This is a genomic window from Arthrobacter sp. D3-18, from assembly GCF_054408525.1.
The window spans coordinates 1,205,475-1,220,367 of the sequence record NZ_CP096440.1 but is presented as its reverse complement, the minus strand read 5'-3'; the positions used below and the strand labels follow the sequence as shown (position 1 = coordinate 1,220,367).

The 14,893-nt window shown below is 62.4% G+C and carries 12 protein-coding genes and 1 pseudogene; 6 read left to right on the top strand and 7 right to left on the bottom strand.

The genetic code is table 11. The features are described 5' to 3' along the window. Positions 1-44: 44 nt before the first annotated feature. From M1D89_RS07700 to M1D89_RS07685, 4 genes and pseudogenes are all read left to right on the top strand, one after another. A complete protein-coding gene (locus M1D89_RS07700) occupies positions 45-674 on the top strand; it encodes a DUF2510 domain-containing protein (RefSeq protein WP_498649516.1) in 630 nt (209 codons plus the stop codon). Continuing rightward, positions 671-766: pseudogene (locus M1D89_RS07695) on the top strand (DUF2510 domain-containing protein); the annotation flags it as partial. The gene M1D89_RS07700 and the pseudogene M1D89_RS07695, both read left to right, overlap by 4 nt. A gap of 27 nt (positions 767-793) precedes the next feature. Continuing rightward, positions 794-1,258: a DUF2510 domain-containing protein gene (locus M1D89_RS07690; RefSeq protein ID WP_498650918.1), complete on the top strand. Its 465-nt coding sequence runs from the start codon at positions 794-796 to the stop codon at positions 1,256-1,258. A gap of 58 nt (positions 1,259-1,316) precedes the next feature. Further along, positions 1,317-2,384 (top strand): LacI family DNA-binding transcriptional regulator, encoded by a 1,068-nt coding sequence (locus M1D89_RS07685; RefSeq protein WP_498649515.1) that lies wholly within the window; start codon positions 1,317-1,319, stop codon positions 2,382-2,384. Between the two features lie 194 nt (positions 2,385-2,578). Here the strand turns inward: M1D89_RS07685 and M1D89_RS07680 are convergent, their stop codons facing one another. Genes M1D89_RS07680 through M1D89_RS07665 form a run of 4 tightly spaced genes read right to left on the bottom strand, consistent with a single transcriptional unit; the run spans position 2,579 to position 7,264 of the window. Then, positions 2,579-3,982 carry a glycoside hydrolase family 32 protein gene (locus M1D89_RS07680; RefSeq protein WP_498649513.1) on the bottom strand — a complete coding sequence of 468 codons (1,404 nt, stop codon included), beginning with the start codon at positions 3,980-3,982 and terminating at the stop codon, positions 2,579-2,581. 20 nt (positions 3,983-4,002) lie between these two features. After that, positions 4,003-4,875 (bottom strand): carbohydrate ABC transporter permease, encoded by an 873-nt coding sequence (locus M1D89_RS07675; RefSeq protein WP_498649511.1) that lies wholly within the window; start codon positions 4,873-4,875, stop codon positions 4,003-4,005. Between the two features lie 8 nt (positions 4,876-4,883). Beyond that, positions 4,884-5,849 carry a carbohydrate ABC transporter permease gene (locus M1D89_RS07670; RefSeq protein WP_498649508.1) on the bottom strand — a complete coding sequence of 322 codons (966 nt, stop codon included), beginning with the start codon at positions 5,847-5,849 and terminating at the stop codon, positions 4,884-4,886. Beyond that, positions 5,846-7,264, bottom strand: a complete 1,419-nt coding sequence (locus tag M1D89_RS07665; RefSeq protein WP_017197179.1) for an extracellular solute-binding protein — start codon at positions 7,262-7,264, stop codon at positions 5,846-5,848. The genes M1D89_RS07670 and M1D89_RS07665 overlap by 4 nt, the downstream gene beginning before the upstream one ends. A gap of 54 nt (positions 7,265-7,318) precedes the next feature. Between M1D89_RS07665 and M1D89_RS07660 the strand changes: the two genes are divergently transcribed. Continuing rightward, the gene (locus M1D89_RS07660) at positions 7,319-8,332 is read left to right on the top strand and encodes a phosphatase PAP2 family protein (protein ID WP_498649507.1); all 1,014 of its coding nucleotides are present in this window, start codon (positions 7,319-7,321) and stop codon (positions 8,330-8,332) included. Between the two features lie 300 nt (positions 8,333-8,632). Here M1D89_RS07660 and M1D89_RS07655 read toward each other — a convergent pair whose 3' ends face one another. Continuing rightward, the gene (locus tag M1D89_RS07655) at positions 8,633-8,905 is read right to left on the bottom strand and encodes a hypothetical protein (RefSeq protein WP_498649506.1); all 273 of its coding nucleotides are present in this window, start codon (positions 8,903-8,905) and stop codon (positions 8,633-8,635) included. Between the two features lie 219 nt (positions 8,906-9,124). On the opposite strand from M1D89_RS07655, the gene M1D89_RS07650 reads away from it, so the two are divergent. Further along, positions 9,125-10,480 carry an acyltransferase family protein gene (locus tag M1D89_RS07650; RefSeq protein WP_498649504.1) on the top strand — a complete coding sequence of 452 codons (1,356 nt, stop codon included), beginning with the start codon at positions 9,125-9,127 and terminating at the stop codon, positions 10,478-10,480. Positions 10,481-10,581: 101 nt separating this feature from the next. Here the strand turns inward: M1D89_RS07650 and M1D89_RS07645 are convergent, their stop codons facing one another. Continuing rightward, positions 10,582-13,404, bottom strand: coding sequence for a S8 family serine peptidase (locus M1D89_RS07645; protein WP_498649503.1), 2,823 nt, complete (start codon positions 13,402-13,404; stop codon positions 10,582-10,584). A gap of 240 nt (positions 13,405-13,644) precedes the next feature. Then, a complete protein-coding gene (locus tag M1D89_RS07640) occupies positions 13,645-14,862 on the bottom strand; it encodes an MFS transporter (RefSeq protein WP_498649502.1) in 1,218 nt (405 codons plus the stop codon). Positions 14,863-14,893: the final 31 nt, after the last annotated feature.

Below are 14,893 nucleotides of genomic sequence, written 5' to 3'. Positions count from 1 at the left end.
TTCTCAGAAGCACGACTCAAAGTGGGGGAATAATGACTCAACCAATGCCCGGTTCGACTACGCCTTCCGGCTGGTACCCGGATCCTTCGGACCCGCGTTTCGTCCGGTGGTGGGACGGACGCGCCTGGACAGCGCACCAAGCGCCCGCTCAATTCCAGGCACCCGCTCAATTCCGAGCACCGGTCCCGGTGCCTCGTCCTGAGCTCCGCCCGGAGACGCCGGTGTACAACCCGTTCATCTGGGCAATCACCTTGATGCCGCTGGTCTCCATCCTGCTCCTTTTGACCTGGCAGCCGGAGTTCAAGATGATCACCACCCGGCAGGGGGTTACCACCATGGACCCCTTCTCCATGTACACCCCCGCCTATTTCCTGCTGATGGGTTCAAGCTTCCTGCTCTACGGGCTTTCGGTGTTCTTCGCTTTCCTGGACCGTCAACGCCTTCTCAAGTCCGGCGTCGTGCGTCCTTTCCACTGGGCTTGGGCTTTCCTTAGCGCGCTTGTCTACGTGATCGGTCGCTCTGTGATCGTCAACAAAGTGGCGCCCAAGCGGGGACTGTGGCCGGTGTGGGCCACCATCGCCGTGTTTGTTATCAGCATGGTGGTCACCGGCATCTGGATGTCCAACTTCATGCAGTCGATGTACTCCCAGTTTGGCTACTCGGTCTCGACATGACCGCGCCCGGGTGGTATCCGGATGCTCGGGACCCACACAGCCTCCGATGGTGGAATGGTACCGAGTGGGTAGACCATCTCGGGCCGCCAGTGGCCGCGGGTCCAGCCAACCGGCGTCCCATGCTTCCCAAAGACGCGAGCGTGGTGAATCCGTACATCTGGATTATTGCCTGCCTGCCGTTCCTGCCGGGAGTACTGATGCTCACGTGGCATCTGGAGATTCGCACCTACACCAGGAACGGCACCCTCACTCTGGACCCCGCGACGATTTTCACCACTGGCTACTTCTTGATCTGGGGCGGGTTGGTCTTCACCTACTGCTCCACTGTGGTGCTGGCGCGGTTTGATACCCGACGGTTGGTGCAATCGGGCGTCGTCCGGCCATTCCATTGGGCTTGGTCCTTCCTGGGAGGCATTCCCTACGTCATTGGGCGGATAGTGGTGACCCACAAGGTGGCCCCACGGCGAGGCCTTTGGCCGCTGGTGGTCATCTTCTCAGCGTGGGGACTCTACTACGTGGCGGGGACCATCAAAAGCCTGGCCTTCATGAGGGCTGCGTTTGATCAATTGGGTTACCCGGCCTGACCCTCAGCCTCACACGCGTTAGGTAGACTGCTGACAATAAAGTACGGAAGGACTTCCCATGAACCGCAAGGCCACCGCACTGGACGTTGCCAAAAGGGCGGGCGTCTCCAGAAGCGCGGTGTCGCTGGTTCTGAACGGGCGCGGCGACGGGAACGTGGCCAAGGAAAGCCAGGACCGGATCCGGCAGGCGGCTGAGGAGCTCAACTACTCCCCCAACGCAATTGCCCTGAGCCTGCGGAACCAGCGGTCGCGCGTGATCGGCATTGTGTCCGATGAAGTGGTGGTCAGCCCCTTCGATGGCAACATCATCGGCGGCGCAGATGACGTGGCCCGGAGCCGCGGATTCGTCACCGTTGTTATGGACACAGAGCTCGATGCCGCAAGGGACGCGAGCGCCATCGAAACCCTCCTGGACCGGCAGGTTGATGGACTCATGTACGTGACCGTTGGTCTGAAACCCATCGAGGTCCCACACGGGATGCTTCGCGTCCCGTCGATCCTTGCCAACTGCTATGACAACCACGCCCAGCCTCAGTTGCATCACGTCATTCCGGATGAAGCCACTGGTGGCAGGGAGGCCGCAGAGCACCTTTTGGAGCTTGGCCACCGGGACATCGCACTGCTGGCCGGGTCGGAGGATTCGCCGGCAGCTCCCTTGCGCGTTCAGGGTTACCGGGACGCACACGCCGCGGCCGACGTCCCCGTCCGTGAAGACCGCATCTTCATGGCCGGGTGGGATATCGACGCCGGATATCGGGGCACCATGAAACTGCTCGACGGCGTGTCCCCGGCTGATCGGCCCACGGCCATCATGTGCGCGAACGACCGCCTCGCAGTCGGCGTGGCCCTTGCCGCGGCGCGCCTGGGACTCAGCGTTCCCGAGGACGTGTCCATCATGGGCTACGACGACGAAACCCGGATCGCCGACACCATGGTTCCTTCCCTCACCACCATGGCTCTGCCCCTGCGCGAAATTGGCCGGGCCGCCATGACCAAGTTGTTGGACACGATCGAGGGTTCGGACGAAATCGAAGGTGCGGACGCAGGAAAGGGAACCACCGTCGAAACGATGGTCCCCTGCCGCCTTGTCGTGCGAGAGTCTACCGGCCCCGCACCCACCCGCTGACACACGTCGTGTACCCGCTATTCCGTTGCTGCCCAGCGAAGGAATAGCGGGTTCAGAACGTCTAAGGCCATTAGGACGCACAACGGGCCGCACAACGAACCCACCCCACGTTGCGAGGCCCACTCCGCGCCCTAAAACACCCCCCAAGCATGCACAACGGGCCTCACAACACACGGACGACGCCGGCCTGCCGCCTACGCTGGAAGCGCCAACTCCCAGGCGTCGGCAGTCGCACCGTCGGGCAAGGTAAGCTGCCATTCCTCCCCCGGAGCCGGGTAGGCCCGAAGGGTAGTGGCGACGGAGCCTGAGCGGTACACCTCTACAAGGGATGCATCGATGAAGATTCGCAACTCTTCGCCCGCTGCCAGGGAACCCGAGTAAACCACTTGAGCATCGGCTCCCGAACCAAGCACCAGCTCCACGGAACCAGCACCAGCACCAGCAGAAGCACCACCCCGAACCAACACCTCTGCGTACCCCGGAACCACAACAGAACCAGCAGCTCCCACAACCACAGAAGAACCCCGGTACGCTTCAACCTCGGGCGCAGGAGATACCACCATCGCGCCGTCAACCACCGACAAGACGCGGGGATGCGTCAACACACCCGACCACCCGGCGTCGTCGATTTCTTCCTGGGTGCGGCCACGCCGACCGTCGCGCCCCGGACCTTCATTGGCCCACCCCCATAGCAGCGCCGCAGGAGAAGAATCAGCCGAACCATAAGAGAGCTGCACGATCTGCGGCGCGTAGAAGTCGCGGCCAAGGTCGGACTTCCCACCGGAGGATGGGGTAAATACCGGCAACCCGGACAAAGGGTCCGAGGACAAGGACCCGATCAGGTGCCCCACCCCGTTGGCGTGCTCGTGGTCGTCGCCCGAGAGCCAGAGGGAGAACATCATGACCCAGGCCGAGCCGCCCGAAGAGACAGGTACCTGCACCAGCTGCGGGCATTCCCAGATCTCGGCCGGTGTATGAGCCGCTGCAACGGGATCGGCGGAGGTCAGCCAAATCCCCTGGTACTTCCAGTCGTCAAGGGACTCCACCGTGTACAGCAGCAAAGCCGCGCGACCATCGGCCAGGCCGGCACCTTGCATGGCGTAGCGGGCGCCGTTGAAGTGGAAGATGAAGGGATCGCGCACAGCGGTTACCAGCGGATCAGCCGGCATGGACGCAGCAACGTGCCCGTCCTGCTTCCACGTCACCAAATCGGCCGAACCGCGGGCAATCACAACCTGCGAGTGCCCGCCGTGGTCCTGGACACCCGAATAACAAGCGGTCGGAACAAAGCCATCCAACGTCACCACACCGGTCCAACACCCGGCGGAGTCCGGCCCACCGGGCTGCGGCGACAGTGCCACGGGGTGTTCTTCCCAGTGCACTAAATCACCAGAGCTCACATGCCCCCACTGGATTTGCGAATGTCGCGCGGACAAAGGGTTGTACTGGAAGAACACGTGGTACCGGCCGTTGATGTAGCTGATGCCATTGGGATCGTTGATCCAGCCTTGTGCCGGACGTGGGTGGAAGCGCGGGAACGCCGGGTCCGGGTGCGTCGCCGCCATGGACAGGGAGGAAGAGAGTGCAAGGTCCGTCAACGGAACCCCTTTCAAAAAAGTTACTTGCCAGTGCCTGCGGTGAGCCCGTCCTGCAGCGCGCGCTGGCCGAACATGAACACCACCAGCGCGGGAATCATGGAGAGGACAACGCCGGCCAGGACCACGGAGATGCTTCCGGTGCCGAGGTTTCCTTGGAGGGAAACCAAGCCCAGCGGCAGGGTGAAGTTCTGCTCGGAGATTGTCATGATGAGTGGCCTGAAGAACTCGTTCCAGTGGAAGTTGAACGCCAGGATTCCCACGATCGCCAGGCCCGGCATGGCCAGCGGCGCGTACACGGAACGGAACGTCCGCCACGGCGAGGCGCCGTCGATCGCGGCCGCTTCAGCGAGCTCACCCGGCAACCCCATGAAGTACTGACGCATCAGGAAGGTGCCGAACGCCGTCGGGATGGCCGGAATGATGAGTGCGAGCAGTGTGTCCGAAAGCCCCACGCCGCGGATCAGCATAAACACGGGAACGATCGTGACCTGCGCGGGCACCATCATGGTTGCCAGCACGATGGAGAACAGCGCGCCACGTCCGCGGAACTTAAGGTGCGCGAACGCGTAACCGGCCAGTGCGGCGGTAAGCATCTGCCCTACGGCAATGAGGCCCGTTACGAGCGCGCTGTTCACCACCAGCGCCACGATGTTGAGCTGCTTGAACACTTGCTCGTAAGAGGTCAGGTCCGGGTTCAGCGGCAGGAAGGCGGGCGGCAGCTGGAAGGATTCCGACGGCGGACGCAGCGAGGTGGATAGGGTCCACAACACGGGCCCCAGGACAAAGACGGACGCGATCAGCAAGACGATGACACGGACGGCCACTGACCAGTCGCGTTTCTTCCGCTTCACTACAGGCGCCGTGGTGGTGACACGTTCTTGGATGGTAGTCATGGCGGGCCTTACTGGTAGAAGACGAATCGTTTGCTGAGCCGGAATTGCGCGGCTGTGATGGCCATGATGATGAGCGTCAGGATCACGCCGATCGCCGAGGCCTGGCCGAACTCGAGGCGCTGGAACGCGGACTCGAAGATCACCATCACGGCCGTGCGTGTCGAGTCGCCGGGTCCACCGCGGGTGAGAACGTAGGGCTGGTCGAACACTTGCAGCGCGTTGATGATCGCCATGACCGAGGCCACCAGTGTTGTGGGGCTCAGCAGCGGCAAGGTGACGAACCAGTGCTTCCGCCAACCCGTCGCGCCGTCGATCGACGCGGCCTCGTACGTCTCCACGGGAATAGAGGCAAGCCCGCCGATGAACAGCAGGAACGAGAACCCGAAGTTCTGCCACACATAGACAAGAATCACGACGGCGGCCGAGCCAGTCGGCGTCGTCAGCCACGGAACCGCTGGGATGCCAACAAGGGACAGCAACCAGTTCACGACGCCGAATTGTTCGTTGAAGAGGTACCGCATGAAGATCGATACCGATGCCGCGGACAGGATCAACGGGAAGAAGAATGCTGAGCGGAAGAAAACCCTAAGCCACGCCGGGAGCTTCTCCTGCACCATGATGGCCAGGCCCAGCGCCAGGCCGAGCTGGAGGGCAACTGCTACCACCACGAAAACGATGGTGTTGAGGAACGACACCCGGACGGTGGGGTCCTGGACTACCTCAGCGAAGTTGTCGAAGCCCACGAACGTTGGCGCTGAGATGATGTCCCAACGGAAGAATGCGAGCGCGATGGACGCGACGATCGGCAGCAGGGTAAAGATACCCATGCCCACGATGGTCGGCGCCAGGAAGGCCCAGGGCAGCCACCGTTGTTGCATGCGTCCGCGCTTGGCGCCCTGTCCATTCTTGTGGGCTGCCTGGCGGCGGCCCGGCTCGCTGCCCGTCCCCGTAGGTGTACTGGTTGCGGTGCTCATGGCTGCCTCCTCAAGGCCAGTTCAAGGTCGCGCTGCATGGAACTGAGGGCGTCCTTGAGTTGCCGCTCGTCACCACTGACGGCCAGGCTTACGTTTTTCATCAGGGCGGTTTCGACGGCGGCCTGCTGGGGTGGTGCTGGAATGGGACCTGTGGTGGGGAACTTGTCCAGGGTGTCGTAGAAGACCTTCCAGTTCCGCGGGCCGGTTCCTGCGTAGAGCTGCTCGTTGACCATGGAGCGCCGGGCAGGCGTGGTGTTCGGCGTGGGGAACACGATCTGCATGGCTTCCCGGCTGGAGCTGAACTTCACCCATTCCCAGGCTGCGTCCTTATCCTTGGCGGTCTTCATGATCGCGTAGCCTGCCGTGCCGAACTGGTGGCGCTGGGTCCGCCATTTCGGGAAGAACTGCACGTCGAAATCGTTCTCTGTCATCCCCGCCTCGTGGAGGCCTTGCACCCAATAGCCGCCTGCCGGCGTCGTGCCTATCCTGTTGGAGGCGAAGAGGCCGATCAGCGCGCTGCCGCCGCCTTCCTCCGGCCGGACACCCAGCCCGTCCTTCACGAGTCCGCGGAGGTAGTCGAAGGATTCGAAGACGCGGGGATCATCGGCGTTGGGTTCGAGCCACTGGTAGCCGCCGGAGCGGAGGTTGCGGGTGGGGTCGTTGGCGTAGAAGCCGTCCCACAGCCAGTCGCCGCCCGGGGACTTGGTTTCCTTGAGGAAGCTGGTTTCGTTCGCGTACAGCCACGGCACCACTCCGCCGAAGAGACGGTTGGTCCAGTAGTAAGGGGTGAAGTCGGCCGGCTTGGCCTTCTTCATCGCGGCGAGTGTGCTGCGGAAGTCCGTGTGCGTCCAGTTATCGGAGGGCCTTTCCAGGCCTGCCGAGCGGAGCGATGCGGTGTTGTAGTACATGTTGGCTGCGTTCCAGTCGATGGGGAGCTGGAACAGGCTGCCTTTGTACATGAACGCTTCAACCAGGCTGGGGTGGACGTCCTCGAAGTATTCCTTCATATGGTCTGCGTCGCGGCGCAGGTACTCGTCCAGCGGGTGGGCCAGTTTCTCGGCGAAGAGTTGGGCGCCTTCCGTTGCCACGTACACCACGTCCGGTGGGGTCCCTGCTGCAACCATGGTGAGGATCTTGGTGAAGAAGTCCTTCCAGTCCACGGCCTGGATCGCCTGAACCTTAACCTTGATTTCGGGGTGGACTTTAGCGAAAGCGTCAATGACCTTCTGACGGGCTGCGGCGTCCGCGGCGGTGCCCATGATGGCGATGCTGAGGCTGTTGTCTCCCCGGCCCGGAATGTCGGACCCGGTCAGGCGGGGCCACGACGCCGCGGTGACTCCAACAATTCCGACGCCGAGGGCTGTGAGGGCACTTCTACGTGTGAATTCGCGCAAAGCCCCATTGGTTCCCGACATGTAGATTTCCCTTCCCTAACACGTGTTAGGAAGCCTAAACCTGCGGCCTAACACGTGTCAAGCGTCACAGGAATGTTGCCGACGTCTCACCAAGACCCGCCACGCTCAAGGGAGACTCACACGAGCCGTCCAGAGAACTGTGGCAGTCTAGTCAGAATGAGTTCCCAGCAATTCCGCACCAGCGGGAGGTCGAGCAAACGGCCGCTTCAAGGACGCCCGGCAGGCGCCGGCACCGGCCTCCTCTTCTGCCTCGCAACGATCGCCAGCGCCATTGGACTGGCTGCAACGTACTACTTCTTTGTGCGCACCACCGCGGGCCAGTTCATCGATGAGTCCGCACTGGTCGAAGCCACCGTGTTGGGCGGAACAGCCGGCAGAGCCTCCACCGAATTCCTGGACATGCTTCCCATGCTCTCGCTGGCCATCGCCGCGATCATGGTCCTGTTCGTCACTGTCGCCCGTCGACGCTGGACCGCCGCCGGAATCGCAGTCGCAGCATGCATCGCCGCCAACGCGGCCACGCAGATCCTCAAGCTCCTCATTCCGGACAGGCCCGACCGCGGCGTCCAGACCCTGGAACTGAACTCACTCCCCTCCGGACATACCACCCTGGCCGCATCAGCTGCGGCTGCAGTGTTCCTCATGGTTTCGCCCCGCTGGCGTCCCTTGGCAGGCTTCCTCGGCAGCACATTCGCAGTGGCCACCGGCGTCTCCACGCTCATCAATCAGTGGCACCGCCCTGCCGACGTCGTTGCCGCTTTTCTGGTGGTGGCCGCCGTCATGCTCCCGGCAGGTTGGCTCATCCTCCGCACCGGCAACAGCTGGAATGTATGGAAGGGGTATGGCGAGCATTGGGCAGCGTCGCGCCTGTGGGTCTGGCTCACCGTTGCGGCGCTCATGATCGCTGGCTTCGTGGCGGCCTACTCGCTGCTGCAAGTCATGCCGGGCCTCAGCACAGACAGCACCATTGACTACTTCTGGGCCGGGTCCGCCTTCATTGTGATCGCCGGATACCTGTCCGCACTCGGCGGCACGTGGCTGTTCGGTCTGGCGGCACGTAAGGGCTAGCGCGCTGATTGCGACGGCGGCGCACCCCTTCGCGCCCCACGCACCAGTGGTTACCGGGGCGGCGCACCCCTTCGCGCCCCACGCACCAGTGGTTACCGGGGCGGCGCACCCCTTCGCGCCCGGCGCACCAGTGGCACGACGGCGGCGCACCCCTACGCGCCCCACGCACCAGTGGCACGACGGCGGCGCACCCCTACGCGCCCCACGCACCACAAACACGACGGCGGCGCACCCGTACGCGCCCCACGCACCAGTGGTTACGGGGGCGGTCGGCGCTAAAGGGCGCGCAGTCCCGGGAAATTAGTCCGTGGGCCCTACCGCGTCGAAGAACTTGGGCTCTTCCGTAGGAGCAGATCCACGCGCCCGCGCCTGCTCATGGATGAAGTGCCGATCCTCATCCGTGAGGTGCGTGCCACCATGGCCGTCGACGCCATCGCTCTCCCCCGTTTCACTGTTGATGATCGCAGTGACCGTCCGGGGCACAATCATGGTTCCCGGATTGTCGATGAGCCACTGCTGGGTGTCCGGTGAGAGCTGGTCCCAAAATTCTTTGATGTGCACAACGATCAGCACTGCCCTTCATTGGTGGAGGTGGATTCATGGAATGCGCCATGCGCGCCGGTGAAACGCTCGGGTGATCGGGGGCGGGGGCCCTCTTCAAGGCTACGCCCGGCCATGCCCATCCTGACCCGGATGCCGCAAGGTTTCTGAGGATTACGTCGACTGGCCGTCCGTCATGCGTTACAGTTATTCCAATCGATGGACTAACAGTGGCTAATCCCAGGAGCTCCCATGTCATCTACCCTCAGATCCGCCTCGCACCGAAGCAACGCTCAAGGCCTCGCCGTCCCGGCTTCCCGCGATTTAGTGGTCGACTTCATCCGCGTCGCGTGCATGTTTGCCGTCGTCGCCGTTCACTTGCTCATGATGGGGATCAGTGTGGACGAGTCCGGCATCGGTGTGGGCAATCCCCTGACATCCCTGAGCTGGTTTGCCCAAGGGACATGGTTCGGCCAGGTCATGCCGCTCTTCTTCGTAGTGGGCGGCTTTGCTTCGCTTACGTCATGGCGCAGCCTGCAACGCAAGGGCGGCGACGCCGGCGACTACCTCAGGAACCGGGTGCTGCGACTGGTCCGGCCCACGGTCGCCCTCTACATCTTCCTCGCCGTTGCGTTGTGGAGCGCGACGGCAGCCGGCGTCCCCGCTGATTTGCTCGCCGTTATCGCTGCGGGTGCTGGCGTGCAGCTGTGGTTCCTCGCTGCGTACCTGATCTGCCAGGCCATGGTTCCTACTATGGCCAAGTTTCACGAGGCAGCGCCCTACAGGACCATCGCAGCGCTGGCTGCGGGCGCCGTCGTCGTCGATGTCCTTCGTTTGGGTTTGGAGCGCAATCCGTGGGGCTTCGATTCGAACCCGATCGGTCTGCTGAACATGGTGTTCGTGTGGGGACTTCTGCAGCAGCTCGGGTTTTTCTACGCCGACGGCTTCTTTGACAGGTTCGCCAAGTGGAAGCTCGTTCTGGCTGCTGGTGGCTGCTACGCCACGATGTTTCCGCTGACGCATGCCGGTCCCTATCCGGTGGACATGCTGACCAGCCAAAACCCGCCCATGTACCCGCTGATCCTGGTGGGACTGGCTCACATTCTTTTGGTGAAAGCCGTCTATCGGGTGTTGCAGCGATGCGTTCGCGTCGGCTGGGTGCAGAAGGTGATGTTCGTGGTGGGTAGCCGGGCGATGACCATCTACCTGTGGCACTTGCCGTTGATCATCGCAATGTTTGGCATCGCGCTGGTCCTTCGCCTGCCGTTCCCGGAACCCGCAGGCACCGAGTGGTGGCTCAGCCGACCCCTGTTTTATGTGGCGGCATGGGCACTGGTGCTGCTGGCTTCCACCCCTCTGGTCCGGCTGGAACTCGCCAGCACAGCGCTGGCTGCCGGCGCGCTACGGCCGGCCATGTGGCGCATCGTTGCCGGAACTGTCCTGGCCATCATCCCGCCGTTCGTGGTGATGAGGTCGGCGCTGGACGTTACGAATGCTACGTGGGGGCTCGTGCTGCTGATGATCGCCGTGGCTCTGGTGTCCGGCAAGGTTCCGGACCGGGCGTGGAAGACTCCGCGGACTCTCTCGACGGGATCCGTGGCTTCCTGAACTTCTTTGAAAGCCAAACGGCCGCCGAACAACCTGATCAGGTTGTTCGGCGGCCGTTGTTGGTTCAAAGAGGGTCACCAAGCAGTGACCTCAACGAGCAGCTATGGCATGCGGTACAGGAATGCTGCCATGGCGTCGCGGTTGATGGGCTGCGTTGGCTGGTACCAGTAGTTGTCGTCGGCGATCTTCCAACCCGTCGAAATCCCTGTGACGCTCATCCAGACCATCTCCTTGTAAAAGAGTTGGTTCGAGCTCAGGTCCTTGAAGGGCGGAGTTGCCGGCGCCGTGTAATCCGGCTTGTTCACCAGGCGGTACAGGAAAGCCGCCATGGCATCGCGATTAATCGGAGTCAAAGGCCTATAAGTCTTTGAACCATCCCACTCGGTCCACCCTTCGGAGATCTTCTGGTCTGCCAACCATGACATCTCCTTGTAGAACTGCTGCGTGGTTGCAACGTCCTTGAACGGGGACTGCGCCGGAGGGGTGTAGTCCGGCGAACCGGCCATGCGGTACAGGAATGCCGCCATGGCGTCACGGTTGATGGCAGTCACAGGTCGATACGAGACGGATTTGTCCGCCTCCACCCAACCGGTAGAGATCTTCCGGTCAGCGAGCCAAGACATTTCCTTATAGAACTGCTGAGTGGTCAGCACGTCCCTAAAGGGTGAAACAGCAGGTGCCGTAAATTCCGGCCCCTTTGCACTGAAGTAGGCCTTCCACTCAGATGTTGCTCCGTTGAGAACCGCATAGCCGCCCTTAGGAACGGCCGTGATGTGGGCCTGTCCTCGCGCGGAGTAGGTTCCGGCTTGGAGCGTCTTGCCGCCAACTTGGTAATCCACGGTCTCTGACTCCGGAACCGTGTATCGATCGTCGGCCATGTACGAAGCCTCGGTGAACGCCACTGCTTCGGGGGTGACTGCCTTGTCAGCGGTAACTACAACAGGTGTCGGCTGGCTGGACATCTCCAGAAGCGAGTACGGGGTTTTGGATCCCATGACGTGCAGGGAGAGGGTGTTGCCGACGTCTTCGCTCGTCAGGGTGTAGGTAGGCGCGCTGGATACGTGCTCTCCGGTGGTGCCTGGTTTGTTGCGGGTCCACCGATAGGTCAAGTCCACGGGAGCCGGGCCCCAGGTGCCCGGGTTGGCGGTCAGGGTGCTTCCCTCGTAGACCGAGCCTACGATGACCGGCGTGCCACCCGACAAAGTTCCGGAAGCCACCTGAGCCGTAGGTTCCGACGTTGCGGAGACAGCCGGTGCGAACTTCTTGGTTGCCGTTACAGTGACCGTGATGGCGGCCTGGTGGTCATCCTCGGTCAACGTGTACGTGGTGCCCGTTGCGCCAGCGATGGGTGTTCCCCATCGGTTCCACTGATACTTCCAAGTGGCTTCATACGTGTTGGCCCAGTAACCGGGTGCAGCGGTCAACGTCTTACCTACCGCAGCCTCACCGGAAATTGTGGGGGTGCCCGCCGTGATTGGCGCAGCCTCGGCAGCCACCTTGGTGAGAGTGGCGTTAGCGTCAACCAAACCGGCGCCACAGCCACAGCCGTTGATCGGCCGAGCGGAGGCCTTTAGCCTCTGCTCAACATCAGCGGGCGTCAGGGCAGGCAGTTTCGAGTACATCATGGCTGCAACTGCTGCTACCTGGGGAGCGGCCATGGAACTGCCCTCCATGAAGTAGTAGTCCTCGGAGTTAGGAGTGTCCCAGCCGTCATTGAGTGTGGATAAAATTCCGTCGGTACCGACGCTCGTCATGTCTCCGCCGGGAGCTGCGACATCCACGTTTACGCCGAAGTTGGAGTACGACGCCTTGAGTCCGTTGCGGGTGCTCGCACCAACCACCAGCACGTTCTTGCAGTTGGCGGGGCTGACCTTTGATGCGTCGATGCCCTCATTGCCTGCAGCCACCACCACGGATGAGCCCTGGCTTCGGGCAAAGTCTGTGGCTTTTTGGTAAAGGGTGGAGCAAGTCGCAAGGCCGCCGAGGCTCAAGTTAATGACGTTCGCTGGATTCGCGTTGACTGGGGCTCCTGCCACAGTTCCGCCCGCCGCCCACACGATCGAGTCTGCGATGTCGGAGGCGTATCCGCCACAGATGCCCAGCGCACGCACCGGAACAACCTTCGCTTGGGGAGCCACGCCTGCCACGCCCTTGCTGTTTCCTGCAACAGCGGCCACAAGGCCGGCCACATGTGTCCCGTGCCACGAAGAAGAATATCCGGGCCATCCGGGCTCGCACTCACCGTAGTAGGTGGCGTCGCCCTCATCAGCAGGATTCGAATCGCGTCCGTTCGAGTCACCGGCAACCAGGGGATCATGGATCATGTCAAAGCCAGGCAAGATGTTGGCGCTCAAGTCCGTGTGGTTTGTGATGCCGGTATCGATGACCGCCACCACGCTTCCCGCCCCTCGGGTAACGTCCCACGCCCCGAGGACACGCATCCCGCCGCTGTCGGTGCTGCTGTGTGCCCACTGGTATGGGTACAAGGGGTCATTTGGAGGCGAAGCGAAAGGCCGCATGATGACGTCGGGTTCGGCGTACTCGACGCTGGGGTCAGCGGCCAGGGCGGACACCAGCTCATTGGCTTCTTCAGCACCGAGTTTCTTGTCCGTTTTCACCACTTCTTCACCCGTTGTTAGGGTGCGCACGGCTTGGACAGGTACACCAATTGTCCCAGCGGCGCGATTCAGGGACGACTTCCGATCCAGTGATTGGATGCTTGCGCGTTCCTTGAACTTCACGATGAATTGATCCGTCGGGAGAACCGAGGAGTCGGTGGACATGGGCCGCGGTGCTGCGCTCGGCGCAGGCGCCGGCGTTTCATCCGCTGAGGCCGGGAGCGCCGGGAGGGCAGCTCCAACCATGGCGATAACGCCCGCAATAATTACTTGAGAGCGCACACTGGCTCTCCGTCGGATCTGCATAAAAACAGCGCCCTCTGCTCAGACGCCCCCAAGAGCGCGGAAAAATGGCCGCAAGAGTGCGGCCAGCATGAGTTTAGCCACAGTTTGGACTTTCCTGCGAATTGCCTGTGAGTCTTCCATCGTTTGGGGCGAGGCGGCTTGACCCACTTCAAGATGGACACAGCAGCAATCCAACTTCTTTAGGTTTCAGAAACCCTCTTGGACAGCCAAAAGAGGTCTGGAAGCCACCCCAAAAACGAGCTAATAGTTACGCCGGTGCTTCAGACGTGGAATTGCGACGGCGAACACCACTGCCGCTGCGAACCCCAGTACACCTGTGGCCCAGATACCCGCCGACAACGAGATTGCAGCCGTCAACGCGGACAACAGCACAGGTCCACCTGTGGCTCCGGAGTCGGCCATGAATCGCCATATCCCCAGGAAGTGACTCCGCCCGTTGTCCGGCGAAAAGTCAGCTCCCAGCGTCATGATGAGCCCTGAACTGATCCCATTGCCGAAACCGATCAGCAAGGCGACCAGGAGGAGGGGGACGAACCCGGCCGTCAACGGAACCAAGATCAAGGCCGACCCCATGATGACAGTGGACGGGATGGCCACCCATTGCCGCCCCTTCTTATCCATGAGCTTCCCGGCAGGGTAGAACACCAGCATGTCGATCGCCCCGGACAAGCCGAAGATCAACGAAGCGTGGGTGGCGTCAAGTCCCAGATGGTCGGCCCACAGCGGGATGACCACCTGTCGCGAAGCACGCAACGCGCTCAGCAGGAGGATGCCGAAGCCGACCGTCAGGAACACTCCGGCATGGGAAACCGCGACGCTCCGCAAGGTGGACGCGGGAGGTGGCGGACCGCCGTCGGCCGCTTTCGGGGCGACCAGATCCGGGATGGTGAGCGACAATGCAGCGGCCGCCATCATGCCCCCGAAGCCCACCCAGTATGCGCCGCTGATTCCGGCGAACTGCATCACGCCGGCACCGACGAATGGTCCGATGAAGAGGCCGATCCTGGTGACACCGCCCAAGGTCGAGAGGGCTCGAGCGCGGAACATGACAGGGACGGCCTCGGTCAGAAATTTTTGCCGAGCGAGGTTGAAGACGCTGGCAGACATACCCACCAAGGTCATGGAGGCGGCCAACAGCCAAAGTCCGTGTTCCATTTGCGGTGCAAAGGCTGCCGCGCCGAGGGCGATCGCGCCTACAGCACCGGCTCCGACGATCGACCACCGTTCGCCGAACTTCTCGGTGATGATGGACGCCGGGATATTGAAGAACCAGGAACCCAGACCGATCAGCGTCACGATCAACGCCGATACCGCCACCGATGCGCCGAGGTCGCGGGCGGAGAGCGCAATGACCGGGAGGACAGCCCCCTCACCGAGACAGAAAAGCACAGCTGGCCCGAATGCCGGTAGCGCGACGCTGCGGAGGCTGAAGTTTTTGTCTGCTTGGGTGGTGGTCATCCCTTTCATCCTATGACCGTCGACGCCGGGT

Excerpts from the sequence above, each read along its gene's own strand:
- M1D89_RS07640 (WP_498649502.1), bottom strand. The coding sequence starts at position 14,862 with ATGACCACCACCCAAGCAGACAAAAACTTCAGCCTCCGCAGCGTCGCG.
- M1D89_RS07670 (WP_498649508.1), bottom strand. The coding sequence starts at position 5,849 with ATGAGCACCGCAACCAGTACACCTACGGGGACGGGCAGCGAGCCGGGC.
- M1D89_RS07645 (WP_498649503.1), bottom strand. The coding sequence starts at position 13,404 with ATGCAGATCCGACGGAGAGCCAGTGTGCGCTCTCAAGTAATTATTGCG.
- M1D89_RS07650 (WP_498649504.1), top strand. The coding sequence starts at position 9,125 with ATGTCATCTACCCTCAGATCCGCCTCGCACCGAAGCAACGCTCAAGGC.
- M1D89_RS07665 (WP_017197179.1), bottom strand. The coding sequence starts at position 7,264 with ATGTCGGGAACCAATGGGGCTTTGCGCGAATTCACACGTAGAAGTGCC.
- M1D89_RS07675 (WP_498649511.1), bottom strand. The coding sequence starts at position 4,875 with ATGACTACCATCCAAGAACGTGTCACCACCACGGCGCCTGTAGTGAAG.
- M1D89_RS07685 (WP_498649515.1), top strand. The coding sequence starts at position 1,317 with ATGAACCGCAAGGCCACCGCACTGGACGTTGCCAAAAGGGCGGGCGTC.
- M1D89_RS07700 (WP_498649516.1), top strand. The coding sequence starts at position 45 with ATGCCCGGTTCGACTACGCCTTCCGGCTGGTACCCGGATCCTTCGGAC.
- M1D89_RS07690 (WP_498650918.1), top strand. The coding sequence starts at position 794 with ATGCTTCCCAAAGACGCGAGCGTGGTGAATCCGTACATCTGGATTATT.